This is a genomic window from Mesorhizobium sp. M7A.F.Ca.US.011.01.1.1, assembly GCF_003998295.1.
Lineage (GTDB): Bacteria > Pseudomonadota > Alphaproteobacteria > Rhizobiales > Rhizobiaceae > Mesorhizobium.
Genome location: NZ_RZRT01000002.1, coordinates 397,717 through 422,949 on the forward strand (window position 1 = coordinate 397,717; position 25,233 = coordinate 422,949).

Annotated in this window: 24 protein-coding genes; 10 read left to right on the forward strand and 14 right to left on the reverse strand. The window is 63.4% G+C overall.

Going from position 1 to position 25,233, the window contains the following annotated elements; genetic code table 11:
- Window positions 1-199: 199 nt before the first annotated feature.
- Window positions 200-1,117, forward strand: a complete 918-nt coding sequence (locus tag EOA13_RS04410; protein WP_127289984.1) for an EamA family transporter — start codon at window positions 200-202, stop codon at window positions 1,115-1,117.
- A gap of 171 nt (window positions 1,118-1,288) precedes the next feature.
- Window positions 1,289-2,005, forward strand: a complete 717-nt coding sequence (locus EOA13_RS04415; RefSeq protein WP_127289986.1) for a sulfate transporter family protein — start codon at window positions 1,289-1,291, stop codon at window positions 2,003-2,005.
- Here EOA13_RS04415 and EOA13_RS04420 read toward each other — a convergent pair.
- The 6 genes from EOA13_RS04420 to EOA13_RS04445 form a co-directional block, all read right to left on the reverse strand.
- Window positions 2,002-3,000 (reverse strand): proline racemase family protein, encoded by a 999-nt coding sequence (locus EOA13_RS04420; RefSeq protein ID WP_127289988.1) that lies wholly within the window; start codon window positions 2,998-3,000, stop codon window positions 2,002-2,004. The genes EOA13_RS04415 and EOA13_RS04420 overlap by 4 nt on opposite strands.
- Before the next feature lie 14 nt (window positions 3,001-3,014).
- Window positions 3,015-3,818, reverse strand: coding sequence for an oxaloacetate decarboxylase (locus EOA13_RS04425; RefSeq protein ID WP_127289990.1), 804 nt, complete (start codon window positions 3,816-3,818; stop codon window positions 3,015-3,017).
- Between the two features lie 149 nt (window positions 3,819-3,967).
- On the reverse strand, window positions 3,968-4,744 hold the full coding sequence (locus EOA13_RS04430) for a hypothetical protein (protein ID WP_245490297.1): 777 nt from the start codon (window positions 4,742-4,744) through the stop codon (window positions 3,968-3,970).
- A 72-nt stretch (window positions 4,745-4,816) separates the two neighbouring features.
- Window positions 4,817-5,476, reverse strand: a complete 660-nt coding sequence (locus EOA13_RS04435) for an HAD family phosphatase (protein ID WP_164779969.1) — start codon at window positions 5,474-5,476, stop codon at window positions 4,817-4,819.
- Complete coding sequence (gene dut / locus EOA13_RS04440; RefSeq protein WP_127289994.1) at window positions 5,476-5,961, reverse strand: dUTP diphosphatase; 486 nt, start codon at window positions 5,959-5,961, stop codon at window positions 5,476-5,478. Before dut ends, EOA13_RS04435 begins: the two co-directional genes overlap by 1 nt.
- Before the next feature lie 78 nt (window positions 5,962-6,039).
- Window positions 6,040-6,510, reverse strand: a complete 471-nt coding sequence (locus EOA13_RS04445; RefSeq protein ID WP_127289996.1) for an Lrp/AsnC family transcriptional regulator — start codon at window positions 6,508-6,510, stop codon at window positions 6,040-6,042.
- Between the two features lie 114 nt (window positions 6,511-6,624).
- Between EOA13_RS04445 and EOA13_RS04450 the strand changes: the two genes are divergently transcribed.
- From EOA13_RS04450 to EOA13_RS04465, 3 genes are all read left to right on the forward strand, one after another.
- Window positions 6,625-6,873: a DUF6356 family protein gene (locus EOA13_RS04450; RefSeq protein WP_127289998.1), complete on the forward strand. Its 249-nt coding sequence runs from the start codon at window positions 6,625-6,627 to the stop codon at window positions 6,871-6,873.
- A 14-nt stretch (window positions 6,874-6,887) separates the two neighbouring features.
- Window positions 6,888-7,688: a class II glutamine amidotransferase gene (locus EOA13_RS04455; protein WP_127290000.1), complete on the forward strand. Its 801-nt coding sequence runs from the start codon at window positions 6,888-6,890 to the stop codon at window positions 7,686-7,688.
- Between the two features lie 325 nt (window positions 7,689-8,013).
- The gene (locus tag EOA13_RS04465) at window positions 8,014-9,387 is read left to right on the forward strand and encodes an amidase (RefSeq protein WP_127290002.1); all 1,374 of its coding nucleotides are present in this window, start codon (window positions 8,014-8,016) and stop codon (window positions 9,385-9,387) included.
- Here EOA13_RS04465 and EOA13_RS04470 read toward each other — a convergent pair.
- Complete coding sequence (locus EOA13_RS04470; RefSeq protein ID WP_127290004.1) at window positions 9,381-10,454, reverse strand: FAD-binding oxidoreductase; 1,074 nt, start codon at window positions 10,452-10,454, stop codon at window positions 9,381-9,383. The genes EOA13_RS04465 and EOA13_RS04470 overlap by 7 nt on opposite strands.
- Window positions 10,455-10,668: 214 nt before the next feature.
- Between EOA13_RS04470 and EOA13_RS04475 the strand changes: the two genes are divergently transcribed.
- Window positions 10,669-12,261, forward strand: a complete 1,593-nt coding sequence (locus EOA13_RS04475) for a peptide chain release factor 3 (protein ID WP_127290006.1) — start codon at window positions 10,669-10,671, stop codon at window positions 12,259-12,261.
- 83 nt (window positions 12,262-12,344) lie between these two features.
- On the opposite strand, the gene EOA13_RS04480 is transcribed toward EOA13_RS04475, so the two are convergent.
- The 3 genes from EOA13_RS04480 to EOA13_RS04490 form a co-directional block, all read right to left on the reverse strand.
- Window positions 12,345-12,815 (reverse strand): VOC family protein, encoded by a 471-nt coding sequence (locus tag EOA13_RS04480; RefSeq protein ID WP_127290008.1) that lies wholly within the window; start codon window positions 12,813-12,815, stop codon window positions 12,345-12,347.
- A 33-nt stretch (window positions 12,816-12,848) separates the two neighbouring features.
- Complete coding sequence (locus EOA13_RS04485) at window positions 12,849-13,376, reverse strand: SRPBCC family protein (RefSeq protein WP_245490298.1); 528 nt, start codon at window positions 13,374-13,376, stop codon at window positions 12,849-12,851.
- 72 nt (window positions 13,377-13,448) lie between these two features.
- Window positions 13,449-13,793, reverse strand: a complete 345-nt coding sequence (locus tag EOA13_RS04490) for a metalloregulator ArsR/SmtB family transcription factor (RefSeq protein WP_127290012.1) — start codon at window positions 13,791-13,793, stop codon at window positions 13,449-13,451.
- A gap of 198 nt (window positions 13,794-13,991) precedes the next feature.
- Here EOA13_RS04490 and ilvD point away from each other — a divergent pair, with 198 nt between their 5' ends.
- Complete coding sequence (ilvD, locus tag EOA13_RS04495) at window positions 13,992-15,836, forward strand: dihydroxy-acid dehydratase (RefSeq protein WP_127290014.1); 1,845 nt, start codon at window positions 13,992-13,994, stop codon at window positions 15,834-15,836.
- Window positions 15,837-15,995: 159 nt separating this feature from the next.
- On the opposite strand, the gene EOA13_RS04500 is transcribed toward ilvD, so the two are convergent.
- Window positions 15,996-17,750 (reverse strand): ABC transporter ATP-binding protein, encoded by a 1,755-nt coding sequence (locus EOA13_RS04500; protein ID WP_127290016.1) that lies wholly within the window; start codon window positions 17,748-17,750, stop codon window positions 15,996-15,998.
- Window positions 17,751-17,919: 169 nt separating this feature from the next.
- Here EOA13_RS04500 and EOA13_RS04505 point away from each other — a divergent pair, with 169 nt between their 5' ends.
- Window positions 17,920-19,200 carry an amidohydrolase family protein gene (locus tag EOA13_RS04505; protein WP_127290018.1) on the forward strand — a complete coding sequence of 427 codons (1,281 nt, stop codon included), beginning with the start codon at window positions 17,920-17,922 and terminating at the stop codon, window positions 19,198-19,200.
- Window positions 19,201-19,306: 106 nt separating this feature from the next.
- A complete protein-coding gene (locus EOA13_RS04510; protein ID WP_127290020.1) occupies window positions 19,307-20,230 on the forward strand; it encodes a DMT family transporter in 924 nt (307 codons plus the stop codon).
- A 7-nt stretch (window positions 20,231-20,237) separates the two neighbouring features.
- Here EOA13_RS04510 and EOA13_RS04515 read toward each other — a convergent pair whose 3' ends face one another.
- A complete protein-coding gene (locus EOA13_RS04515) occupies window positions 20,238-21,140 on the reverse strand; it encodes a phosphotransferase family protein (RefSeq protein ID WP_127290022.1) in 903 nt (300 codons plus the stop codon).
- A 101-nt stretch (window positions 21,141-21,241) separates the two neighbouring features.
- Here EOA13_RS04515 and EOA13_RS04520 point away from each other — a divergent pair, with 101 nt between their 5' ends.
- Window positions 21,242-21,874, forward strand: a complete 633-nt coding sequence (locus EOA13_RS04520) for a class I SAM-dependent methyltransferase (protein ID WP_164779970.1) — start codon at window positions 21,242-21,244, stop codon at window positions 21,872-21,874.
- 1 nt (window position 21,875) lies between these two features.
- Here the strand turns inward: EOA13_RS04520 and EOA13_RS04525 are convergent, their stop codons facing one another.
- Window positions 21,876-24,329, reverse strand: coding sequence for an FAD-dependent oxidoreductase (locus EOA13_RS04525; RefSeq protein WP_127290026.1), 2,454 nt, complete (start codon window positions 24,327-24,329; stop codon window positions 21,876-21,878).
- On the reverse strand, window positions 24,326-25,213 hold the full coding sequence (locus tag EOA13_RS04530; RefSeq protein WP_023811669.1) for a phosphotransferase family protein: 888 nt from the start codon (window positions 25,211-25,213) through the stop codon (window positions 24,326-24,328). Before EOA13_RS04530 ends, EOA13_RS04525 begins: the two co-directional genes overlap by 4 nt.
- Between the last annotated feature and the right edge of the window lie 20 nt (window positions 25,214-25,233).

Here is a 25,233-nt window from a genome sequence, read left to right on the forward strand (position 1 = left end):
CGTCGGCCGGGCGCGGGTCTAGCGATTTGAAACCGGTTTGCCTAGAGCGCGACCCACAACTTTGGTGGATCAGGCCAGAACAGGCCAAAAGCGCATCCGCAACGAGGCGCTATGACAATTCGACCGTGGCCGAAGCATTTCATCGCGACACCACTTAAAAGCCTGGCTCAGACGATCACGTTTTAAGGCGAGCCAGCCCATGCCGACAAAGAACGCGCCGACAGGGAACGACATGACCACCGATCTGGCACTGCTCGCCGTGCTGGCGGTGCTCTGGGGCGCCTCCTACACATTCATCAAGATCGGGGTCGAGACGATCCCGCCGGTCACCTTGATTGCCGCCCGCACCCTGATCGCGGGTGGCATCCTGTTCGCCATCATCCGCTGGCGCGGGCTCGCCATGCCGGGCGATGCGGCAAGCTGGCGCCGCTTTGCGTTCCAGGCCTGCCTCAACAGCGTCATACCGTTCACCCTGATCGCCGCGGCGGAACGCTCGGTCGACGCCGGCCTCGCCACCATCCTGAACGCGACCTCACCGATCTTCACCTTCCTTTTGACCGCGCTCATCACCCGCCACGAGCCCGTCACCTTGCGCAAGCTGATTGGCATCGGCGCCGGCATTGCCGGTATCTGCCTCATCATCGGCACCGAGGCGCTGGGTGGTCTCGGTCGTGAGCTGTGGGCACAGTTGGCAATCGTCGCGGCGACGATCTGCTATGCCGGCGCGGCGATTTTCGGCCGTGGCTTCAAGGGCCTCGACCCGATGCTGCCGGCCGCCGGTTCGATGCTCTGCGGCGCAGTCATTCTCGTGCCGCTCAGCCTTGTGTTCGACCAGCCGTGGCAACTGTCGCCGTCGACCGCGTCGATCCTGGCCTTGCTCGGCCTGTCGGTGTTTTCGACGGCGCTGGCCTTCGTCATCTATTTCCGCCTGATCCACACGCTGGGCTCGGTCGGCACCACCTCGCAAGCCTACCTGCGCGTGCCGATCGGCGTCGGTATCGGCGCCGTCTTCCTTGGCGAAAGCCTTGGTTCGACGGCATGGCTAGGCATGGGTTTTGTCGTTGCCGGCGTCGCTGCCATGACCATACCGGTTCGAAAGCCGGCGTTTGCGCGGTAGAGCAATTCCAGGAAAAGTGTGAAGCGGTTTTCCCGGGAAAAGCGCATAGCGCTTTCCCTTGGGAATTGCGTCAAAGCAAAGAACCAGCCCGCTTGTGCGCGCGACCTAAGCTGCCTATCTCGGAAGCGTCCGCCTTTTCGGCGGTGTCCGTTGACCCGGGGTTGAAGCACGGTGATTTTCGACGCAGCCCGCACCGCGGCCCTTGAGCTGCTCTCGCCTCCGTTTCGTGCCGTGTTCGTCAAGACGCTGGGCTTGACCGTGCTGGCGCTGGTGGCCTTGTGGTTCGGCCTGACCAGCCTTGTCGAGTGGCTGGCCCTGCCGTGGCTCCACACGCTGTTGCCCGGCATGCCGTCCTGGGCCGGCTGGCTGGGCGGCATCATAGCCGCCATTGCGCTCGCCTTCGGCATGGCGTTGCTCATCGCGCCGGTGACGGCTGTTGTCGCCGGCCTGTTTCTTGACGATATCGCCGAAGTGGTCGAGCGCAACGACTATCCCAGCGATCCGCCCGGCCGCGCTATGCCGGCGCTGCGCTCGCTGGTGCTGTCGATGCGATTCCTCGGTATCGTCATTCTCGGCAACATTGTCGCCCTGCTGCTTCTGCTGGTGCCGGGCGTCAACATCGCCGCTTTCTTCATCGTCAACGGCTATCTGCTCGGACGCGAGTTCTTCGAATTCGCCGCCATGCGCTTTCGCGGGGAAGAAGAGGCCAGGGCCCTGCGCAGGCACTATGCCGGCACGGTGTTTCTCGCCGGACTGGTCATCGCTGCCTTCCTCGCCGTGCCGTTGCTCAACCTGGTGACGCCGCTGTTCGCTGCCGCCATGATGGTGCATCTGCACAAGGCGATTTCGGTGCGGGAAGTGGCTCGATCCGGATATAGGCGCACTTAACGCAGGAGAAATCCGCGTCCGAGTTCGTCATCGGCCTCGACGATGAATTCGGCCCGCCCGGAATAATAGGCGCGGCCGCCGACGCGGGCGATGATCGCATCGTGCGGGCCAGCCGTCGCCGTCCGCACCACGGCGCCGGAAAAACGCGAGCCGGCAATGCTTTCGAATGTCCGCGTCTGCCCGATCGCGATTTCGCCCTTGGCATGCATAACCGCCAGCCTTGCGGTGACGCCGGAACCGGTCGGCGAACGATCGACCTCGGCCTCGGCAAAGACGCAGATGTTTTTCGTCACCTCGCTGGAAAAGGCATCCTTTCCGTCGGTCAGGATGGTGCCGTAGAGGAAGGCGAGGTCGGCGTGGCCGGGATGCGACAGTGGGAATTCGGCCTTGAGCCGGTTCGTCAGCGCCGTTGCCGCATCAACGAAATCGCGTACCCGGTCGCGGCCGAATTCGAGCCCGAATTGATGACAATCGGCAAGCGCGTAGAAAGCGCCGCCATAGGCGACGTCGAAGCCGATCGTGCCATGGCCCGCAAGCTCTGTCGTCTGCCCGCCGGCGAACAGGAACGCCGGCACGCTTTCGAACGACACCGCGCCGGCCTTGCCGTCCCTGACCTCGACCGAGGCGACGACCAGCCCGCATGGCGCCTCGATATTGACGATCGTCACCGGCTCGCGTTTCGTCACCAGCCCTTCATCGACGGCGTAGCGGCCGAGCGCGACGATGGCGTGGCCGCACATGGTCGAATAGCCCTCATTGTGCATGAACAGCACGGCCAGGTCGGCGCCGGGCAGGTCCGGTTCGACCAGCAAGGCACCATACATGTCGTAATGGCCGCGCGGCTCGAACATCAGGATTTTCCTGAGATGATCGAGATGGTCGCGCACATAGGCGCGCTTTTCCAGGATCGTGCCTCTCGGGATGTCCGGATAGCCGCCGGTGACGATCCGGAGCGGCTCGCCGCCGGTATGCATATCGACGACGGTCAGCGTCATGCGATGGGCCTCATCTAAGCTGAAGGTTTGCCGAACAGCGCCTGCAATTTGCCGAACGGCATAGCGGCGCGGGTGAAGCCGAATGTGCCGTCCTGCTGGATTTCGCGCGCCGCCGTCTCCAGCATGCCATAGGCGAAATTGGTCAGCCACGGCCCGAGCGAGATGCGCTTGACGCCGGCCATGGCGAGATCGGCGATGGTAAAGCCGGGCCTCGCCATGATGTTGATCGGCTTGCCGACCGCCGAGCAGATCGCACGCACCATCTCGACGTCGCCGATGCCCGGCGCATAGAGCACATCGGCGCCGGCTTTCTCGAAAGCCTGCAGCCGCTTGATGGTGTCGTCGAGATCGGACTTGCCCCACAGGAAATTCTCGGCGCGCGCGGTGAAGACGAAATCGCGCTTCAGCGCGCGAGCCGCCTCCACGGCCGCCGCGACGCGCTCGACGGCGTGCGAGAAATCATAGATCGGCTTGTCCGGGTCACCGGTGTGGTCCTCGATCGAGCAGCCGGCAAGGCCGGCCGCTTCCGCCGCGAAGACGGTTTCCGAGGCACTGGTCGGGCTGTCGCCCTTGCCCTTCTCGAGATCGGCCGAGACCGGCAGGCTGGTCGCCGCCGTCACCTCGCGGCAATGGTGGATCATCTGGTCGAAGGTCACGGTGCCATCCGGCAGGCCGCGCGAAAAGGCAAAGCCGGCGCTGGTCGTCGCCAGCGCGGTGAAGCCGAAAGAAGCCAGCAGCTTCGTCGTGCCGATATCCCAGGGATTGGGCATGACGAAGGTCGAGGCATGCAGGTCGCGAAAGATCTTGCCCTTGTCCATGGTAGTTCCCCCTTTGCGGTGTAGCTAAGTGGATTTTATCCTGCCTCATTTGGCCGGGCAAACGAATGCGGTTGGGTCAGAAGCGTTTGGCGTTCTCTCCTGCCAATTTGTCCAGCGCGTCGGAATCCTTGGCGTAGCGCGATGTCTTCTTATCCCACCGATAGGTGACGGAAATCGCATGAGACCCTGGGCGGGGCGTCGTCGCAGCTTTCGCCATTCAGCGCCGTGGCATTCGTCACGGTCACCCTGATGGCGGCATAAGGCTGACCGTCGGCGATGGCCTGGAAAGCCACGTCCTGCTTGCGGCTATAGGCGCACAAGTTCTCATCGAACGTATAGATCATGTCGATCAGTTCGAATTTATCATCGCGGATCATGATCAGCGGCGTGATCACATAGTTCTGGCTCGAATTGAAATGCGCGCTCATGGTGATGAGGACGTCATCGTTGGCACTGACGGAAAGCTTGCCTGGTTCGCGGAAATAGGTGCCACGGTCGAGCGCGACATTGACGGCGTCGAGCAGTTTTGGTTTGACCGCAATGTCGTAGAGCGCCAGCACCGCATAGCCCTCGGCGCTGTCGGGGGAATCCCCAAGATCGAACAGCATGGTCAGCCGGTCCTTGCCGCCGGCCTTGATGGCTAGCGCCGCGGCATTGGAAAAGCCCGACGTCTCGGGCGGCGAGCCGCCGCTGTCCGGCCCCTCGATATGACGCATCTCGATCGGTAGCCCACCCTTGTAGAAGCCGTCCTTGTCCGCGGCGAGATCCGGGATGACCATCCTCGCCAGGTCGAGATAGGTGACATCCTTGCGGCCCGGCAGCGTGCTTCCGAGTTCCGGGAAGCCGACGGCCTGCGCGCCGGCCGCGGTCCACAGGAACGGCAGCAGCATCAGGGCGAGGACGAAGCGAAGCAGGGTGGGTTTCATGCGTGGCCTCGAGTTGGCGGCGCCAAGCTAGCACGGACAATCGAGGCGTACAGCCGTGGGCTGGAGATCAGGTCAGTGGATCGGCACCAGCCCGGCCAGTTCGCGCATGTCGTCGAACAGGATGCCGCCGGCCTGGATCAGGCCGTCGCGGTCGGAATAGGGGTCGCCATGATAGGAAAACACCCGCATGCCGGCGGCAATGCCGGCCTGCGTGCCGGCGACGCTGTCTTCGATGACGATGCAGTCGGCGGGCGCAAAGCCCATGGTCTTGGCCGCATGCAGGAACAGGTCGGGGAACGGTTTGCCGCGCGCGACCATGGTCGAGGAAAACATCGCGTGCTCGAACAACGGCAACAGCCCGGTCTGGCCGAGCGTGATGTGCATCTTCGACACCCTGGCCGAAGTGGCGACGCAATAGGCGATGCCGGCTGAACGCACGGCTTCGACAAACTCGCGGACGTAAGGGATTGCCTCGACGCCATGGGCAAACAGATCAGGCAGGCCGGCATTCCAGCGATCGACAAAATCGGTGCCGAGTCTGACGCTGGTTTCCCCTTCGATCTCTTTCTGCACCGAAGCCATGCTGCGGCCGGAGAAATGCTTGCGGCAATATTCGAAGCTCGTCGGATAACCGGCAGCACTCAGCCATTCCGCGAGGCGCCGATTGGCCAAGTTCTCTGTATCGACCAGGATCCCGTCGCAGTCGAAGATGACAAGTTTAGGAATTCGCATCAGGCGGTGCCGGTCGATCCGAACCCACCGGAGCCACGCGCCGTTCCGCCGGCAAGTGTGCGCTCTTCCACGGCTGCCTGCGTCACGGCAGCGAAGACTATCTGGGCGATGCGCATGCCGCGCGTCACCGCGAAATCTTCGTCGCCGAGATTGATCAGCAGCACCTTCACCTCGCCGCGATAGTCGCTGTCGATGGTGCCGGGCGTGTTGAGGACGGTCAGGCCATGTTTGAAAGCAAGTCCGGAGCGCGGCCGGACCTGGCCTTCCATGCCTTCCGGAATCTCCAGGATCAGCCCGGTCGGCACCAAAGCGCGTTTGCCAGGCAGGATCAGCAGCGGCCGGTCGTCGGGCACCGCGGCGCGCAGATCCATGCCGGCCGCGCCGGTGCTTTCATAGGCAGGAAGCGGAAGTCCCTCAGCATGCGGCAACCTGACGAAGCCGACGGTGGGACCGATGACGGAGGGAGTTTGGAGGGCTGCGCGCATAAAATCGATCCTATCGGCGCGAACGGCGATTCGGTCAACTCGACCGCAATGCTATCAACGTCTTTCTTTCAGGCATCACTATGACCTGGCCATCGGAACGACGGTGGTCTCCTTGATCTCCTCCATCACGAAGGAAGCGGAGACATCGGACAGCGCTACCTTGGCGATCAGTCGCTGGTAGAGCCGGTCGTACGCCTTCACGTCGGCGACCCGGGCGCGCAAGACATAATCGAGGTCGCCGGACATGCGGTAGACGCCGGTGATCTCGGGGAAGCCGGTTACCGCCGCCCGGAATTTCTGCAGCCACTCCGGGTCGTGGTTGGACGTGCGGATCAGGATGAAGACGGAAAGGCCAAGCCCGAGCTTTTCGGCATCGACCAGCGCCACACGGCCGGTGATGACGCCATCCTCCTCCAGCCGCTTCACCCGGCGCCAGCAGGCATTGCGCGACAGCGCCACCCGTTCCGACAGCTGGTCGACCGACAGCGTGCCGTCTCGTTGCAATTCAGTCAGCAATCTTCGATCGATTTCGTCGATTTCCTGCGCCATATGGGATGTTTGTCCCATGAGTAGGCAAAATACAAGGATAATTTGAGACCAATGAACCGGCGAAGCGTGTCAGGATACTCATATCAGGAACTCGAGCGCTGAAGGGGAACCAGCATGTCGGTCGCAAGGATTTTCACCTCTCATCCGGCCAAGGTCGGCGAAACCTATCTCAGTCACATGGGTTTTGCCGCCTGGTTTTCGTCGCGGCTGCTGATGGCGGCGGGCGCCGCGCTCGTTCATGCTTTCTTGCCATTTCTGTTTGAAACTACCGCCAGCCGAATCGTTCGCGAGCTTTACGAGCGGACGCACAACAGAGGCACACACGCGATCAAGGAGCCTGCGGCTCTTATGGATCGCGCCTAGGGACGACAGAAGCGATGTGCCGGTGGGCGGCCTATCTCGGTGAAGCGGTCTTTCTCGAAGACATCCTCACCGCGCCCTGTCACTCGCTGATTGCCCAGAGCCATTGCGCCCAGGAAGCGAAGTCGCCGACCAATGGCGACGGTTTCGGCCTTGCCTGGTATGGCGACCGCCCGGAGCCGGGCCTCTATCGCGATATCCTGCCGGCTTGGTCCGATCCCAATCTGAAAAGTCTGTGCTGGCAGATCAAATCCGGCCTGTTCCTTGCCCATGTGCGGGCGTCGACCGGCGGCGCCACCAGCCGTATGAACTGCCATCCGTTCATCTCCAGAGCCTGGTCGTTCATGCACAACGGCCAGATCGGTGGCTTCGAGAAGATCCGCCGCGCGCTGGAGAACTCGCTGTCCGACGCGGTCTTCGACCAGCGCGAGGGCACCACCGATTCCGAATTGTTTTTCCTGCTGATGATCGATGAGGGATTGACCGGCGATCCGCAAGGCGCTGTTTCCCGCGCCACCAGCCGCGTGCTCGAAGCTTCGCGCCGCGCCGGCCTCGAACCGGCGCTGAAGCTCACCGCCGCCTTCTCCGACGGGCAGGCGCTGCATGCGGTGCGCTATGCCACCGACGCTCACGCACCGACGCTCTACACGTCTGTCCTGCGCAAGGGCGGCGGCCGCTGCATCGTTTCCGAACCGTTCGACCGCGAGGGCGGCGACTGGCAGGCGATCCCGCCGTCGAGTTTTGTGACGATCACTGGCGATGGCATGGTCATTCGTCCTTTCGCACCCGCATCGGCCAGGCTGGCACTGGCCGTCTAGTTGCAACAGTGCGGCAACGCCGCGGGACAGCGCCCCCCTCTGTCCTGCCGGACATCTCCCCCACACGGGGGGAGATTGGCACCTGCGACTGCCGCGCTATTCCTTGCAACGTCCGAGATTGGCGAAAGCTGTCGTGACATCCAATCTCCCCACCTGTGGGGGAGATGTCCGGCAGGACAGAGGGGGGCGCCGTAGAGCGCCGACCTCAACAGACTATCGGCACAATTTCGATCAAACGCGGCCAATGGTCGAATGCTCCACTCACTTGAAGTCATGCCGCTATCCGCCATCTTGATCAGGCGAGCGACCAGCCGGAGCATTCCTCATGGACATCGTCTTCTCCTCAACCGTCGATCTCGCCGCAGCCATCGCCAAGCGCAAAATCTCCGCCGTCGAGGCACTCGACGGCCACCTGGCGCAGATCGATGCGCACAACCATGCCGTCAACGCTGTCATCTCGCTAGACAGGGAAGGCGCCCGCGAGCGTGCCAAGAGGGCGGACGCCGCCCAGGCGCGCGGCGACGCTCTCGGACCTCTGCACGGCGTACCGTTCACACTGAAGGACACGCACGAAACGTCAGGCATGAAGACCACGGTCGGCTTCCCGCCCTTTGCCGACTATGTCGCCAAACAGGACAGCCCGGTCGTCATCAGACTGAAAGCGGCTGGCGGCGTGCTGATGGCCAAGACCAATGTCGCGACCATGCTTTCGGACTGGCAATCGAACAACCTGCTGTTCGGCCGTACCAACAATCCATGGAATCTCCAGCGCACCGCCGGCGGCTCCAGCGGCGGCGCGGCGGCCGCACTTTGCTCGGGGATGACGCCGTTTGACGTCGGCACCGACATGCAGGATTCGATCCGGCTGCCGGCCGCCTTTTGCGGTGCCTATGGCCTGAAGCCGACGGAGCACCGCGTCTCGCTGGCCGGCGCCTTCCCCGATCCTGGCGGTGCCGCGCGCGGCGTGCGGCTGATGTCCTGCCTCGGGCCGTTGGCGCGCAGCGTGGAAGATTTGGCGCTGATCTATCAAATCATCGCCGGCCCGGATGGAAGCGACACCGATCTTGCGCCGGTACCGGTCGACGACATGCCGAAGCTCGACCTCAAGACATTGCGCATTGCCTTCGCGCCGTCCTTTCCCGGATTTCCGGTGGCCGGCGACATCAGTGCCGCGGTCGAAAGTCTTGCAAGGCAGTTGCAAGGTGCCGGCGCCGTCGTCGAAGAAGCGAAAATGCCGAGACTCGATCTGCACGACGATCTGGAGCAGGGCGGCGCCCTGATCGGCATGATGATGGAGGCCGCGCAGCCGGAGCCGCCGGAGAACCCGACACCGGTGTCACGCTGGTTCGAAGCGCTCGCCCGCCGTGACAGGTCCATTCTCGCCTGGGACCGGTTTTTCGAAAATTATGACGTGTTGCTCTGCCCGGTCGCCATGACCACGGCCTTCCCGCATTGCGAGCCCGGCAAGCCGATCAAGGTCGACGGCAAGGAGCAGAGCTATTGGATGCTGCCGGCCTATGGCGCGGTGTTCAATTACAGCGGCCATCCGGCCCTTTCCATCCCATGCGGACAGGACAGCGCCGGCCTGCCGATCGGCCTGCAACTGGTCAGCCAACGCTGGTCGGAGTCACAGCTGCTCGGCATGGCCAGGGCAATCGAACCCCTGACCGGCGGCTTTCGCCGTCCGCCCGCCTATTGAGCGAAGCGCGACAATCCATAAGGGGCAAGTAAGGGGTCGCGCTCGCCGTCGAGAATTTCCCTTGTGGCGAACAGGCCGACGGCCGGCGCCAGTGTGATGCCCGAATGCATGACCGCGACATAGACACCGTCCATGCCTTCGGCGCGGCCGATGATCGGAAAGCCGTCGATCGGCGTCGGCCGGTAGCCGATCGTGTGGAAGTCGAATTCCAACCCGTCGCTGCCGCGCAACATGGCTTTCATGGCCGCAAACAGCGCGTGGGCGGTGGCTTCGGCATTCATACCCGGATCGGCGCCGCCGAAATCCGAGCCTGCGATGATGCGGCCTTCGGCCGTCTGGCGCATATGCAGCCGCTCGGCCAGCACGAGGCCGTTGAGCAGCTTTTTGGTGGGCTGGGAATGGACGATCAGGCCGGGCGGTGTTTCGATCGGCAGGCTGATCCCGGCCGTCGCGGCAATCTCCGGCGCGCCGACGCCAGCGGCGATCACCACCTCGTCTGATGCAATCAATCCGTGCGATGTGTCGACACCGGTGATCCTGCCGCCGGTCTGGACCAGGGCCGTCACCGTGCTGGAGATGGTCTTCGCGCCATGTCGCTTCGCGTCTGCCAATAGGGCATGGGCGGCGGCCACGGGCTCTGCGACACCTTCCTCAGCCACATGCAGAGCAAAATCCGGAAGCTCGGTGAGATTGGGCTCGATTCGCGCGGCACCGGCGCGGTCGACTTGGCTGATGCCATAGCCCCAGGCGGAATGTTCCGTGGCGTAGGTTTTCATGTCGGCCGCCGGCAAATCCCAGCACAGGCCGCCGCACCAGCTCAGCGGCAGGTCGGGCAGGTCCCGCGCCAGCCGCGACCATTCGGCCATCGCGCGGGTGCGCAGCCGGAAATACGGCTCCGGATTGCCCCAGCTGGCGTTGATCCAGGCGAAAGAATTCGGCGTCGCCACCCCGCCGGCAGCACTGTCGGCAATCACTGTCACTTGCGCACCCGCTCGGCTCAGATGCCAGGCGATGGACGCGCCGATGATGCCGGCGCCGATGACGATCACTTGTTTCGCCGCTGTCATGTTCGTTCCTTTGCCTCGTCATTCCGTGGGGTGTTCATCCAGTGCCATCCCGGCAATCGCTTGCCAACGCGAAATATGTGGCAATGCTCACCCGAACCACAGCATGTCTGAGCTCCATGCTCTGATGGCGAGGAGGCACCCGCGCCGTCGGACCGGTCGACAGCCCGGCACTGCGCTGCTAGAAGCCCGGCCTGTCACACGGAAATCCCAGAGAATGCCCGAAGCAATAGAAGAAGAAGTGGCGCGCCGCCGCACCTTCGCGATCATCGCGCACCCGGACGCCGGCAAGACCACGCTCACCGAAAAGCTGCTGCTGTTCGGCGGCGCTATCCAGCTTGCCGGCGAGGTCAAAGCGAAGAAGGACAAGATCCAGACCCGCTCCGACTGGATGAAGATCGAGCGCGAGCGCGGCATCTCGGTCGTCACCTCGGTGATGACCTTCGAGTATGAGGACAATGTCTTCAACCTGCTCGACACGCCCGGCCACGAGGATTTCGCCGACGACACCTATCGCACGCTGTCGGCGGTCGACTCGGCCGTCATGGTCATCGACGCCGCCAAGGGCATCGAGCCGCGCACGCTGAAGCTGTTCGAAGTCTGCCGGCTGCGCGATATCCCGATCATCACCTTCGTCAACAAGATGGATCGCGAAAGCCGCGACCCATTCGAGATCCTCGATGAGATCGAGCAGAAGCTGGCGCTCGACACCGCGCCGATCACCTGGCCGATCGGCCGAGGCAAGACGTTCTCCGGCACCTATCATCTGGCGCTGAACGCCGTCCGCAAAGGTGACGATGAGAAGGAGCGCACGCCGGTTAATGGTCCCGATTCCAACCGCGTTGCCGGCCTGCTGCCGGAAAACGAGCGCGAGGCCTTCATCGAGGAACTGGAGCTCGCGCGCGGAGCCTGTCGGCCGCTCGACATCGAGGCCTTCCGAGAGGGCCATCTGACGCCGGTCTATTTCGGCTCGGCGCTGCGCAATTATGGCGTGCGCGACCTGATCGAGGCGCTTGGCGCTTTTGGACCGCCGCCGCGCGCGCAGGAGGCCGACATCCGCAAGGTCGAGGCGACCGAGGAGAAGATGACGTCCTTCGTCTTCAAGATCCAGGCCAACATGGATCCCAACCACCGCGACCGCATTGCCTTCGTCCGCGTCTGCTCCGGCAAGCTCGAGCGCGGCATGAAGGCCAAGCTGGTGCGCACGGGAAAGCCAATGTCGCTGTCGGCGCCGCAATTCTTCTTTGCCCGCACCCGCGTCACCGCCGACGAGGCGTTCGCCGGCGATGTCGTCGGCATTCCCAACCACGGCACGCTGCGTATTGGCGACACGCTGACTGAGGGCGAGGAGATACTGTTCCGCGGCGTTCCGAATTTTGCCCCGGAAATCCTGCGTCGTGTGCGCCTCGGCGACGCGATGAAGGCGAAAAAACTCAAGGAAGCGCTGCACCAGATGGCCGAGGAGGGCGTCGTGCAGCTGTTTTCGCCGGAGGACGGCTCGCCGGCCATCGTCGGCGTCGTCGGCGCCCTGCAGCTCGACGTGTTGAAGGAGCGGCTGAACTTCGAATACACGCTGCCGGTCGAATTCGAGATGTCGCGGTTTTCGGTCTGCCGCTGGATCTCGGCCGACGACAAGGCCGAGGTCCTGCGCTTCATCGAGGCGCATCGCGGCGACATCGCCCGCGACCTCGACAACGATCCGGTGTTCCTGGCCCAGCACGCCTTTTCGCTGAACTACGAAGCGGAACGCTGGAAGGCGATCAAGTTTGCCACGATCAAGGATTATCAGGTCCGCGACAAGGCGGCGTAAGTCGCGCTTTTTCCTTCTCCCCGTTCGCGGGGAGAAGGTGCCCGAAGGGCGGATGAGGGCAGCGCCGGCGTTGAAGGTTTCGCTCAGCCTTTGGCCGCTTCTTCGATCTTGGCGATGTCGATCTTGCCCATCTGCATCATCGCCGACATCACCCGGCCGGCCTTGGCCCGGTCCGCATCCCCGAGCAGCCTGGGCAATTGCTCCGGCACGACCTGCCAGGAAACGCCGAATCTGTCCTTCAGCCAGCTGCAACGGCCGGGTTCGCCACCGCCTTCGGTGAGTTTGCTCCAGAAATGGTCGACTTCAGCCTGCGTCTTGCAGTCGATCGACAGCGACATGGCCTCTGTGAATTTGTATTGGGGGCCGCCATTGAGCGCCTGGAACTGCACGCCGTCGAGTTCGAATGAGGCCACCAACACCTTGCCTTCCTGGGCGTGGCCCTGTGGCCAGCGCGTGACGCTCAACACCTTGGAATTCTTGAAGATCGATACGTAGTGGTTCATGGCCTCTTCGGCCTGGCTGTCGAACCACAGGAAGGTGGTGATCTTTTGCATTGTCTGTCTCCTTGGCATTTCTTTGGGGAAGGGTCAGGCGGCGCCCTTGGCGGCGTCCTGGAGTGAAAAAAGATAGGCGTCGAGCTGGGCGTAGCTGTTGGCCATGCCGCTGGTCATGCCGGTGCCGAGAGCGCCGTCACGGGCTGTTTGCGAAGCGTAGAGCACCGTCTGCGTTAAAAGGGTTTTGCCGGTCTGATCGGTAAAGGTCACCGTTCCGATCGTTTCGCCACCGGTCCAGTCCTCGTCGAACAGTTCGGTTGCGACGATCCGGCTCGGCCGTACGATTTCGCGATAGGCGCCGCTCATACCCATACTGCGACCGTCGCGGTGCTGCCAGACATAACGCGTCGCGCCGCCGACTCTGAGGTCGATCTCGCAAACCGTCAGACGCCAGCCGCCCGGGCCGTGCAGCCAGCCCTTCAGCAGCTCCGGCACCGTCCAGCAGTCGAAGACCATCGGCCGTGGCGCCGCGAAGAGGCGGGTGATCTGGATCTCACGGTCGCTGGGCGTGGTCACTGTCAAGGTGGCGACGGTTGAGCCGGGCAGAATTGTGGTGCTCACGATGATCCTCCTTATGTTGTCCAAGGACGGCCGGCCGGCCGGCGATCCGACACAGGTCTCGATTTTTTCCGGCTATTGGTCTGCCTCGCCGGGAGCCTTTTCGGCTTGCATGGCGCCCAACACGGCGTCGAGGCGCTGGAAATTGCCTTCCCAGATTTTGCGATAACGCTCCAGCCAGTCATTGGCCTCGGCCAGCGGCTCGGCTTCCAGCCGGCATGGCCGGCGCTGCGCGTCGCGGCCACGAGAGATCAGCCCAGCGTTTTCCAGCACCTTGAGATGCTTGGAAATAGACGGTTGGCTCATCGCGAAGGGTTCGGCGAGCTCCATGACCGAAGCTTCGCCCTGGATGAGCCGCGCAAGGATGGCGCGCCGTGTTGGATCGGCGAGCGCGGCAAAGGTAGCGTCCAGCTGGTTCATCTGTCATCCATAGCCAATAAGGTATATACCCATTTGGCTATATACAGATGAATGACCCTCGTCAACCAAGTTGCGCCTTGCATTCTGGCGCATTGCAAAATTGTGGCCAGACCATATTTGCGCGTCTATAACGCCAGCGGTCCGAATTCAGCTCTGCCGCGCCATTCTTGGGCTGCGGCCAGCCACCAAGGAAAAAACATGCCTGCCTATCGCTCCCGCACCACCACCCATGGCCGCAACATGGCCGGCGCTCGCGGCCTCTGGCGCGCCACCGGCATGAAGGACTCGGATTTCGGCAAGCCGATCATCGCGGTGGTCAACTCCTTCACCCAATTCGTGCCGGGCCATGTCCATCTGAAGGATCTCGGCCAGTTGGTCGCGCGCGAGATCGAGAAGGCCGGCGGCGTTGCCAAGGAATTCAACACCATCGCCGTCGACGACGGCATCGCCATGGGCCATGACGGCATGCTCTATTCGCTGCCGTCGCGCGAGCTGATCGCCGACTCGGTCGAGTACATGGTCAACGCTCACTGTGCCGACGCCATGGTCTGCATCTCCAATTGCGACAAGATCACGCCCGGCATGCTGATGGCATCGTTGCGCCTCAACATCCCTACCGTCTTCGTTTCCGGCGGTCCGATGGAAGCCGGCAAGGTGGTGCTCGCCGGCAAGACGCAGGCTCTCGACCTCGTCGATGCCATGGTGGCGGCCGCCGACGACAGAATTTCCGACGAGGACGTCAAGGTCATCGAGCGCTCGGCCTGCCCGACCTGCGGCTCCTGCTCGGGCATGTTCACCGCCAATTCGATGAATTGCCTGACCGAGGCGCTTGGCCTGTCGCTGCCTGGCAACGGCTCGACATTGGCGACGCATGCCGACCGCAAGCGGCTGTTCGTCGAGGCGGGCCACCTGATCGTCGATCTCGCCCAGCGCTATTACGAGCAGGACGACGAAACCGCGCTGCCACGCAACATCGCCTCCAAAGGTGCGTTCGAGAACGCCATGACGCTCGACATCGCCATGGGCGGCTCGACCAACACCGTGCTGCACATCCTGGCTGCCGCGCATGAGGGCGAGATCGATTTCGATCAGGACGACATCGACGCGCTGTCGCGCAAGGTGCCGGTGCTGTGCAAGGTTGCTCCGGCCAAGTCCGACGTCCACATGGAAGACGTCCACCGCGCCGGCGGCATCATGGCCATCCTCGGCCAGCTCGACAATGCCGGCCTGCTCAACCGCGACCTGCCGACGGTCCATACGCGAACGCTGGGCGAAGCGCTCGACCATTGGGATATTTCCCGCACGACCAGCCAGAGTGTGCGCGATTTCTTCCTCGCCGCCCCTGGTGGCGTGCCGACACAGGTCGCTTTCAGCCAGGACCGCCGCTGGGACGAGCTCGATTTAGACCGCGAGAAAGGCGTCATCCGCTCGACCGAACATCCCTTTTCCAAGGATGGCGGCCTCGCCGTGCTGAAAGGCAATCTGGCGCTCGACGGCTGCATCGTGAAGACGGCGGGCGTCGATGAATCGATCCTGAAGTTCACCGGCCCGGCCCGCGTCTTCGAAAGCCAGGATTCCAGCGTCAAGGCGATCTTGTCGAACGAGATCAAGGCCGGCGATGTCGTCGTCATCCGCTATGAGGGGCCGCGCGGCGGCCCCGGCATGCAGGAAATGCTCTATCCGACCAGCTATCTGAAGTCGAAAGGCCTCGGCAAGGCCTGCGCTCTGGTCACCGACGGCCGCTTCTCCGGCGGCACCTCGGGCCTGTCGATCGGCCATGCGTCGCCGGAAGCCGCAGAAGGCGGGCTGATCGGGCTGGTGCAGGAGGGCGATACGATCGAGATCGACATCCCGAACCGCAGCATCCGTCTGGCTGTCGATGAGGCGGAACTCGCTGCGCGCCGGGCGGCGATGGAGGCCAAGGGCGCCCTGGCCTGGAAGCCAGAGGAAAAGCGCAAGCGCAAGGTGACGACCGCCTTGCGCGCCTATGCCGCCATGGCGACCAGCGCGGCCAAGGGGGCTGTCAGGTTCGTGCCGGAATAAGGTTCGCGCCCAGGCCCCCTCATCCGGCCGCTACGCGGCCACCTTCTCCCCGCTGGGGAGAAGAGGCTGGCGCCGGCGCTGACGATCTCTTCTCCCCTCGGGGAGAAGGTGGCCCGAAGGGCCGGATGAGGGGGCCTGGCTCCAACATCCGGAACACCATCACGGCATCAACTGATACTCATAAAGCTTCTGGTAGAGCCCGCCCTGCTTGAGCAAGGTCTTGTGCGGGCCGCTTTCCACCACCTTGCCGGCTTCGAGCACCACGATCGTGTCAGCCTGGTGCACGGTCGACAGACGGTGCGCGATAACGATCGTCGTGCGGCCTTCCGTCAATTGCTGCAGCGCGTCGCGGAACAGTGCTTCCGATTCGGCGTCGAGCGCGCTGGTCGCTTCGTCCAGAAGCAGGATCTCGGCATTGCGCAGCATGGCGCGTGCGATCGAGATCCGTTGGCGTTGGCCGCCCGATAGCAGGCCGCCATTCTCGCCGACATCCGTCTCGTAGCCTTTCGCCTGCGCGCTGATGAAGTCATGGGCGTTGGCCGCCTTGGCGGCGGCGATCACCTCTTCGTCGGTCGCACCCTCGCGTCCAAGCCGGATGTTGTGCATGATGGTGCCGGCAAACAGGAACGTGTCCTGGCTGACATAGGCGATCTTTTCCCGTAGCGATGTGAGCGTCGCATGGGAAATATCCTGACCATCGAACAGCACCTTGCCGCTCTTCGGGTCGTACATGCGCATGATCAGGTTTAGAATCGTCGACTTGCCGCCGCCGGAAGGCCCGACCAGCGCCGTCATCTTGCCGGGCGCAAGCGTCAGATCGAATCTGTCCAGCACCGGCGGCCCGTTCTGATAAGCGAAGTCGACGGCGTCGAACCGGATCTCGCCCGGTCCGGCCAGAAGCGGCTTCGCGTCGGGCTTCTCCACCAGAGTCAGCGGCTGGTCGGCGAGCTCGAACATCATGCGCACGCCGACAATACCGCTTTCCAGCGATATGCGCACGCGCGCGAGGCGCTTTGCCGGCTCATAGGCAAACAGGAGCGCCCCGATGAAGGCCATGATGTTTCCCGGCATCTGGCCGCCTTGCAAGACCAGGAAGCCGCTGACGAAGATGGCCCCGGCAATTGCCAGTCCGGCCAGCGTCTCCATCACCGGGCTTGTCGCAGCCTCCAGCGTCGCGATGTTGTTGGCCCGGTTCTCGACGTCCGACACGGCCTTGTACATGCGGTTGCGCATTGCGCCTTCGAGGTTGAAGGATTTGACGACGCGCACGCCGATTGCCGTTTCCTGCATCACCTGCACGATCTGGCCGACCGAGCGAAACTCCATCGCGGCGAACTTGCGAACACGTTTGAGGATGCGGTTGACCCCGTAGATAGCCAAGGGGCCGACGACAAAGCAGATTATGGACAAGGCTGGCTGCTGCCAGACCATGACTCCTACCAGGACAACCAGCGACAATAGGTCGCGCACATAGGACGTGACAACGAGGTCGAGCACGTTGCGCGCAGCCTGCGCATTGTTGGTCATGCGTGTGATCAGGTCGGACGACGAGGTCGAATGGTAGAATTCGATGCCTTGCGCCAGGATGCGGTCGTAGATCTTGCGCTGGCGATCGGCGATAATGGCGTTGCCGACCCGGCTCATGAAATAAGCCTGGATGAAGTTGGCGAGACCCTTGAGGATGAAGATCGTGGCAACCCCCGCCGCAATCAGGTTGACGCGGTCAATCCGCTTGAAGACCACGAATTCGTCGGTGATCTCTTTGAGAATCCAGGCGCTGGCGCCGGTCGTGGCGGCCACCACAAGCATCGACAAGATCGCGGCGCCGTAGCCAAACCTGTGCTGGTAAAAGGATTCCCGGATCAACCTCGCAACGAGGCGCTGGTTTTCCGTCGAGCGGAAGAAACGAAACAAACGGCGGATCCTTGAAAACGGGACAACGAAGGCGGCTTATAGAGGGAGTTGCGGGCGGATGGAACCATCCGCGGCCGCCGCGGACAAACCGCTGTTGCAAGCGGCATCGACGGGATGCGATTTTCAGCCTCGGCTATATCAGATGATTCTTTTGACGGGATGACGACAGATGGATTTCGACCTTATCGTTCGCGGCGGCACGCTGCCTGATGGCAGCGTTGCCGACATCGGCATCAGCGGCGAGACGATCGCGGCGATCGAGCGCACTCTGCAGGGTTCTGCGCGGACCGAGATCGACGCCCGTGACAATCTGGTCTCGCCGCCCTTCGTCGATCCGCATTTCCACATGGACGCGACGCTCTCCTACGGCATTCCGCGCATCAACGCGTCGGGTACGCTGCTCGAAGGCATTTCGCTATGGGGCGAGTTGAAGCCGCTTTTGACGCATGAGGCGGTACGCGACCGCGCGCTTGCCTATTGCGACTGGGCGGTGTCGATGGGCCTGCTCGCCATCCGCACCCATGTCGATGTCTGCGATGACAGGCTGCTGGCGGTCGAGGCGCTGCTCGAAGTCAAGAAGACGGTCGCCTCCTATATCGACCTGCAGCTGGTCGCTTTTCCGCAGGACGGGTTCTACCGCTCGCCGACGGCACGTGAGAACACCATCCGCGCATTGGACATGGGCGTCGACATTGTCGGCGGCATCCCCCATTTCGAGCGCACCATGGCCGACGGCACGCGTTCGGTAACGGAGCTGTGCGAGATCGCGGCCAAACGCGGCCTGATGGTCGACCTGCATTGCGACGAGACCGACGACCCGCTGTCGCGTCACATCGAACAGCTTGCCTATGAGACGCAGCGCCTTGGTCTGCAAAACAGGGTGGCCGGCTCGCATCTCACATCGATGCATTCGATGGACAATTACTACGTCTCGAAGCTGCTGCCGCTGATCGCCGAGGCCGGCGTCTCGGTCATTCCCAATCCGCTGATCAACATCATGCTGCAGGGCCGCCACGACACCTTCCCGAAGCGACGCGGCCTGACTCGGGTCAAGGAAATGCTGGCGCTCGGCATTCGCGTCGGCTGGGGTCAGGATTGCGTGCTCGATCCCTGGTATTCGCTTGGTACCGCCGACATGCTCGATGTCGCCTTCATGGGTCTGCACGTTGCTCAGATGTCGAGCCCGGCCGAGATGGCGCGCTGCTTCGACATGGTCACCAACGTCAATGCCGCGATCATGGGCCTCGATCATCTCGGCCTGGCGGTCGGCAAGCGCGCCAGCCTTGTCGTCCTCGATGCCGGCAATCCGGTCGAAGCCCTGCGGCTGCGCGCCGAGCGCCTGTGCGTCATCGCTAGGGGCAAGGTGGTGGCGGAGCGAACGAAGCAGGAAACCAGACTGTCCATCGACGGAAGGCCGGGAATGGTGAACCGGCGGCACATATCCGCCTAGATACAGCCGATTCCTGGCACTGGTCTTACCCATTGCCCGAATTCTCCTCGTCAAAGCCGCCGCTTCCGTCTACGACGCGGCTTACTAGGGAGGAATCGGGATCGGCATGACGCAGCCCGTGGCGCAGAATTCGACGATCAGGAATGTGCTTCTGGCCGGCATTCTGCTGATGCTGGCCGGCGACTTCCTGTTTGCGCTGAACGACGCCATGGGCAAGTGGCTGGTCGCCAGCTTCTCCGTCGGCCAGGTGGTGCTGATCCGCTCCATCGGCGCCTTCTTCGTGCTCGGCCCGATGATCGCCAATCAGGGCCCGGCCAAGCTGTTTCGCATGGAGCGCCTGGAGCTGCAGCTGCTGCGGGTGGTGATGACCACGCTCGACACCGCGCTCTTCTATGCCGCCGTGATCTATCTGCCGCTTGCCGATGTCATGAGCTTCTACATGGCCGGGCCGATCTATGTGGCGGCGCTCTCGCACCTCCTGCTTGGCGAGAAGGTCGGCTGGCGCCGCTGGATGGCGATCCTGCTCGGCTTCTGCGGCGTTTTGATCATGCTGAAACCGTCCTCGGCGGCGTTCTCGCTGTCATCGGGCTTTGCGCTGGTAGGCAGCATCTCCTTCGCCTTCGCCATCATCCTCAACCGCCGCCTGCGTGGCACCAGCGACACCAATCTGGTGACATGGCAGACCATCGGCACGCTGCTGGTCGGCGGTGTGCTGACCATCGGCGCCTGGCAGACGCCGTCGGCACTCGATCTCGGCGCCATGCTGCTGCTGGGCATCGTCTCCTGCGGCGCCCACCTGATGATCACCAGGGCGCTCAAGTTGGCGCCGGCTTCGACATTGGCGCCGCTGCACTACACGCTGCTGCTGTGGGCGGTGGTGTTCGGCCTGGTGTTCTTCGGCGACGTTCCCGGTCCGCGCATCCTGATCGGCTCGGCCATCATTGTTCTCGCCGGCCTGTTCATCTTCCATCGCCAGAAAGTGGTCGAGACCACGGTGCCGCCCGAAAACGTGCCGAAAGGCGTGAATTAGTCCAGGCTCAGCCCCGGTGTATTGCTGCCAGATGCCGCGAAAACTCCGGCGTCTCCATCAGCGCCTTGCAGCGCGCGAACCGCCCGTCGGCATAGGCACGGAAATCTTCAACCGGGTTGTTATTGGCGAGCTGGATCAGTCCCCATAGCGTCCACAACAGATCGCACATTGCCTTGTAGATGACGATGCGGCCGCGCTCCGCCGGCCTCGCCTCGCCGCCGAAATAGGCGCGTATCATCTCTTCGTCCTGGGCGGCGTCGAACTTGCCCTCCACGCTGAGGTCGCCAAGGTCCCAGAGCGGATCGTTCATGCCCGAATATTCCCAGTCGACGATCCACATCCTGTCGCCAGTATCGAGAAAGTTCTCGCACAGCGGGTCGCAGTGGCAGGCGACGATCGGCAGCGGATGGGCGGCCAGCGCCGAGCGCACGCTCTCGGCGTCGCGCACCACGTCATGATAACCGGCGGGCAGGGCGACCTCCTTGGTGGACAGCACCTTGAGGTAATCGTCGATCATCGCGAACAATTCGAAGCGGAAGGGAAACACCGCGCCTGAATCGTGCAGCTTGCGAAAGGCCTCGCCGGCGCGGGCCGGACTGCCCGGACGTGTCCGGAACTTCTCCGGCGACATCGTTTCGGCGCCGGCGATGTAGCGTGTCACCATCACCCCGGTACCGGGGTCGACATGCAGCACCTCGGGACTGACCCCTGCCTTTGCCGCTTCGCGTGCAGCCACCGCTTCGTTGGCCCGGTTGATGTATTCCTCGGTGCCCTTGCCGGGAATGCGCAGGCAGAAGTCGCCGGCCTTGAAGACGAGATTGGTGAGGCCGCCCAGCCGTTCCAGCGGCCCGCTGTAGCCGGCCCGCATGGGAATGGCGTCCAGTGCCGCACGCGCCTCGTCTGTCACCATGCCTGCGCCCCCACGCTGTTATTTGTCGCAGCGACGGTTCCACAATTTTCGTGCTTTGGCTATCATCACTGCGAGATCAAAAGTTGGCGGACCGGATAAAAGTGGCGGACAGCAAACATCAGGGCGCGCTCGGCGCGGCCTACGCGGCAAAGCGGCCCGAAGAGGTGGCCGCACTCTATGATCGCTGGTCGGAAACCTATGACGCCGACATGTCGGCCGCCGGCTATCGCCATCCGACGATCTGCCTTGCCTTGCTGGCCCGCCATCTGCCGCGCGGTTCAGCACCGCTGCTCGATGCCGGGGCCGGCACCGGGCTCATCGGCGAATGGCTTGATATTGCTGGTTACCCGCAAGTCGAGGCACTCGATATTTCACAAGGCATGCTGGATCAGGCGGCCCGCAAGGGCGTCTATTCCGCGCTCCATTGCCTGGCGCTCGGCGGTCATCTGCCCTTTGCCGATGATGCCTATGCCGGGATCATCTCGGCTGGCGTCTTCACCTCGGGTCATGTCGGCGTCGAGGGGCTGGACGAGCTAATCCGCATCTGCCGCCCGGGCGGCGTGATCGTGCTGACGGTCAAGAACACGCTGTGGGATGCCGGCTTTGCCACGCGTGTCGGCGAGATCGAGGCGCAAGGCCTCGTCACCCGCGTCGAGGAAACGCGCCCTTACGTCTCCATGCCGGGCGAAGCCGACACCGTGCCCAGCCGCGGTCTCGCACTGCGCGTGACCTGACCTACGCTTTGACCCTGGCGCCTGCCGGGTCGTACATCGGCTCGAGATGGATCTTGGCCGGTGTACTCTCCATCGCAACCACCAGTTCATAGTCGCCCGAGACCAGAAAGTCGTCGCTCACCCCGTCGGCGTTGCGCACATAGCCGTAGCCGATGTTCCTGCCCAGGGTGTAGCCGTAACCGCCGCTGCTGAGATAACCGACCGGTTCGCCATTGCGCAGGATGGTTTCGCGGCCGAGCAGCACGATCTCGGGGTCGTCGACCGTGAAGCCGGCAAAGCGTTTCTTCAGTGCCGCGCCGCTGGTCTTCTCCAGCGCGCGCCGTCCAACGAAATCGGTGTTCTTGCGCAGCTTGACCGCCCAGCCGAGCCCGGCTTCCTGCGGCGTGTCGTTGGGCGTGATGTCCGAGCCCCAGGCGCGATAGCCCTTTTCCAGCCGCAGCGATTCCAGTGCCCGGTAGCCGACCGGGCGGATGCCGTGCTTCTCGCCTGCCGCCAGCAGCGCGTCGAAGACTTCGCCGGTGGCCGCGATCGGCACATGCAGTTCCCAGCCGAGTTCGCCGACATAGGTGACGCGCAGCGCCCGAACCGTGTGGCCGGCGATGGCAATCTCATGCACATGGCCGAACGGGAAGCCGGCATTCGACACGTCGGCTCCGGTCGCCGCCGAGAGCACATCGCGCGCCCGAGGACCCATCAGCGACAGCGTGCCGAAATCCTCGGTGACGTCGACAAGCCTGGCGTCGAGCCCTTCGCCGATATGATCGCTGATCCATGAGAAATCATGCGTGCGGAAACCTGTGCCGGTGACGATGTAGAATTTCTCCTCGGCCAGCCTCGCCACAGTGAGATCAGCCTCGATACCGCCGCGCGTGTTGAGAAGCTGTGTGTAAGTCAGCCGGCCGACCGGCTTGCTGACGTCGTTGGCGCAGATCCAGTCCAGCGCCTTCAGCGCATCAGGCCCGGTCAGCTCGTATTTGGCGAAAGACGATTGATCGAAAATGCCGACCTTTTCACGCACATGCCGGTGTTCGTCGCCGACCGCCGCGAACCAGTTCTGCCGGCCCATCGAATAGATGTCCTCCGGCTCGACGCCTTGCGGTGCGAACCAGTTCGGCCGCTCCCATCCGAGCTTCGAGCCGAATACGGCGCGCTGCTGTTTCAGCCGGTCATAAAGCGGCGAGACGATGCGTGGTCTCCCGCTGGCATACTCCTCATGCGGGAAGCCGACCGTGTAATGCTTCCCATAGGCCTCCAGCGTGCGGTCGCGGACCCACTGCCGGTCGCGGTACAGTTTGGAAAAGCGCCTGACGTCGACCACCCACAGGTCGAGCGGCGCTTCGCCGTCGACCACCCATTGGGCCAGCACCCAGCCGGCGCCGCCGCCCGAGGCAATGCCGAAGGCGTTGAAGCCGGCGCCGACGAACATGTTGGCACATTCGGGCGCTGTGCCGAGAATGAAATTGCCGTCCGGCGTAAAACTCTCCGGCCCGTTGATCATCTGCTTGACGCCGACGGTTTCCAGCGCCGGCACGCGCGCGATCGCTTGGCTCATGTGCTGCTCGAAATGGTCGTAGTCGTCGTCGAACAGCCTGAACTCCCAATCATTGGGTACGTCGCCGCCGGGGAGACCAGTCGCCCAGGCCTGCGGGTTCGGCTCATAGCCGCCCATCACCAGCCCGCCGACTTCCTCCTTGAAATAGGTGCGTCGGTCAGGGTCGCGGATGGTCGGCGCGTCGGTCGCCAGACCGTCGATCTTCTCGGTGATGATGTACTGGTGCTTCACCGGCTGAAGCGGCACGTTGATGCCGGCCATGGCCCCCACTTGCCGCGCCCATTGGCCCGCACAGTTGACCACCTTGTCGCAGGCGATGTCGCCCTTGCTGGTCTTCACCGCCGTGATGCGGCCGTCCTTCATCTCGAAGCCGGTGACGCGAACATCCTCGAGCAGTTTGGCGCCATGCATGCGCGCGCCCTTGGCCAGCGACTGCGTGATGTCGGAGGGGCTCGCCTGGCCGTCGGTCGGCAGCCAGGAGGCGCCGACGAGATCGCCGGTCTCCAGCAGCGGCCACATTCTTTTCACCTCGTCCGGCGACAGCAATTGCATGTCCATGCCGAAGCTTTTTGCTGTCGTCGCCAGCCTTTTGTACTCCGTCCAGCGGTCGGCATTGGTGGCGAGCCTGAGGCAGCCGGTCATCTTCCAGCCGGTGGCGAGACCGGTCTCGGCCTCCAGTCCCTTGTAGAGGTCGACGGAGTATTTCAGCACGCGGGTGATAGACGCCGACGAGCGCAATTGCCCGACAAGGCCGGCGGCGTGCCAGGTCGAACCCGAGGTCAGCTTGCCCTGCTCCAGCAGCACCACGTCAGCCTTGTGGTCGCGCGCCAGATGATAGGCCGTCGAACAGCCGATGATGCCACCGCCGATGACGACGATGGCGGCCTGGCTCGGCAATGTCATGATTTCTGTATCCCGTATTTTGTCCGGTAGTTTTCCAGTGCCGCGTCGAGCCGGACGAGATTTTCCTCGGTGTAGGCGACGTAGTCGATGCCCGGCGCGTCCAGATAGAGCTCGGAGACCATGCTCCACATCGCCTCGCGCAGCAGCGAGGCGCATTGCATGGCCGCGTGCGAACGGCGGATCGCATCGTCCGGCTCCTTCATGAAGTAGGCTGTCAGGAAGGCGAAGGATTCCTCGTCGCTCATGCCGGCGTTGGAGGCGGCGCCTGCGAGGTCGAACATCGCCGTGTTGAAACCGGCATATTCGAAGTCGATCAGCCACAGCCTGTTGCCGTCATCGAGAATGTTGGCCGGCAGCAGATCATTGTGGCCAAAGACGATCGGCAGCAGCTTCTGCGCGCGCTCCAGTTCGTCGGCCAGCGTCAGCAGATGCGGCAAGTCGCTGCGCTTGCGGCTGCCGCCTTCTTCAAGCGTGCGCGCATAGTCGCGAATGACATGGAACACCCAGAACATGAAGCCGGCGCCGGAGACGTGATTGGGCATTTCCCGGTGGAAGGCGCGCATCAGAGCCGCGACGCGGCCGAGATTGGCGCGTACGTCCTCGGCGAGATAGGTCTTGGCGCCGAGAAACTCTGTGACCAGGATGCCCGGCTCGGCGTGGCGGACGGCTGGCGCGAAACCGGCGGCATGCGCCGCCCGCGCCGTCATCACCTCGCGCTCGCGAAAGACATGGTGGAACGGATAGTCCTTGCCGAAGCGCACGACATGTCGTCCGGCCGCGTCCGTAACCACATAATTCGCGTTGCTCAGACCGCCGGGCAGCGGTGCGATCTCGATGCCGCCGGTCCAGCAGGGCAGGGCGCGGATGCGATCTTCGGCGGTCACGGAATCATCCCTGGTTTGCT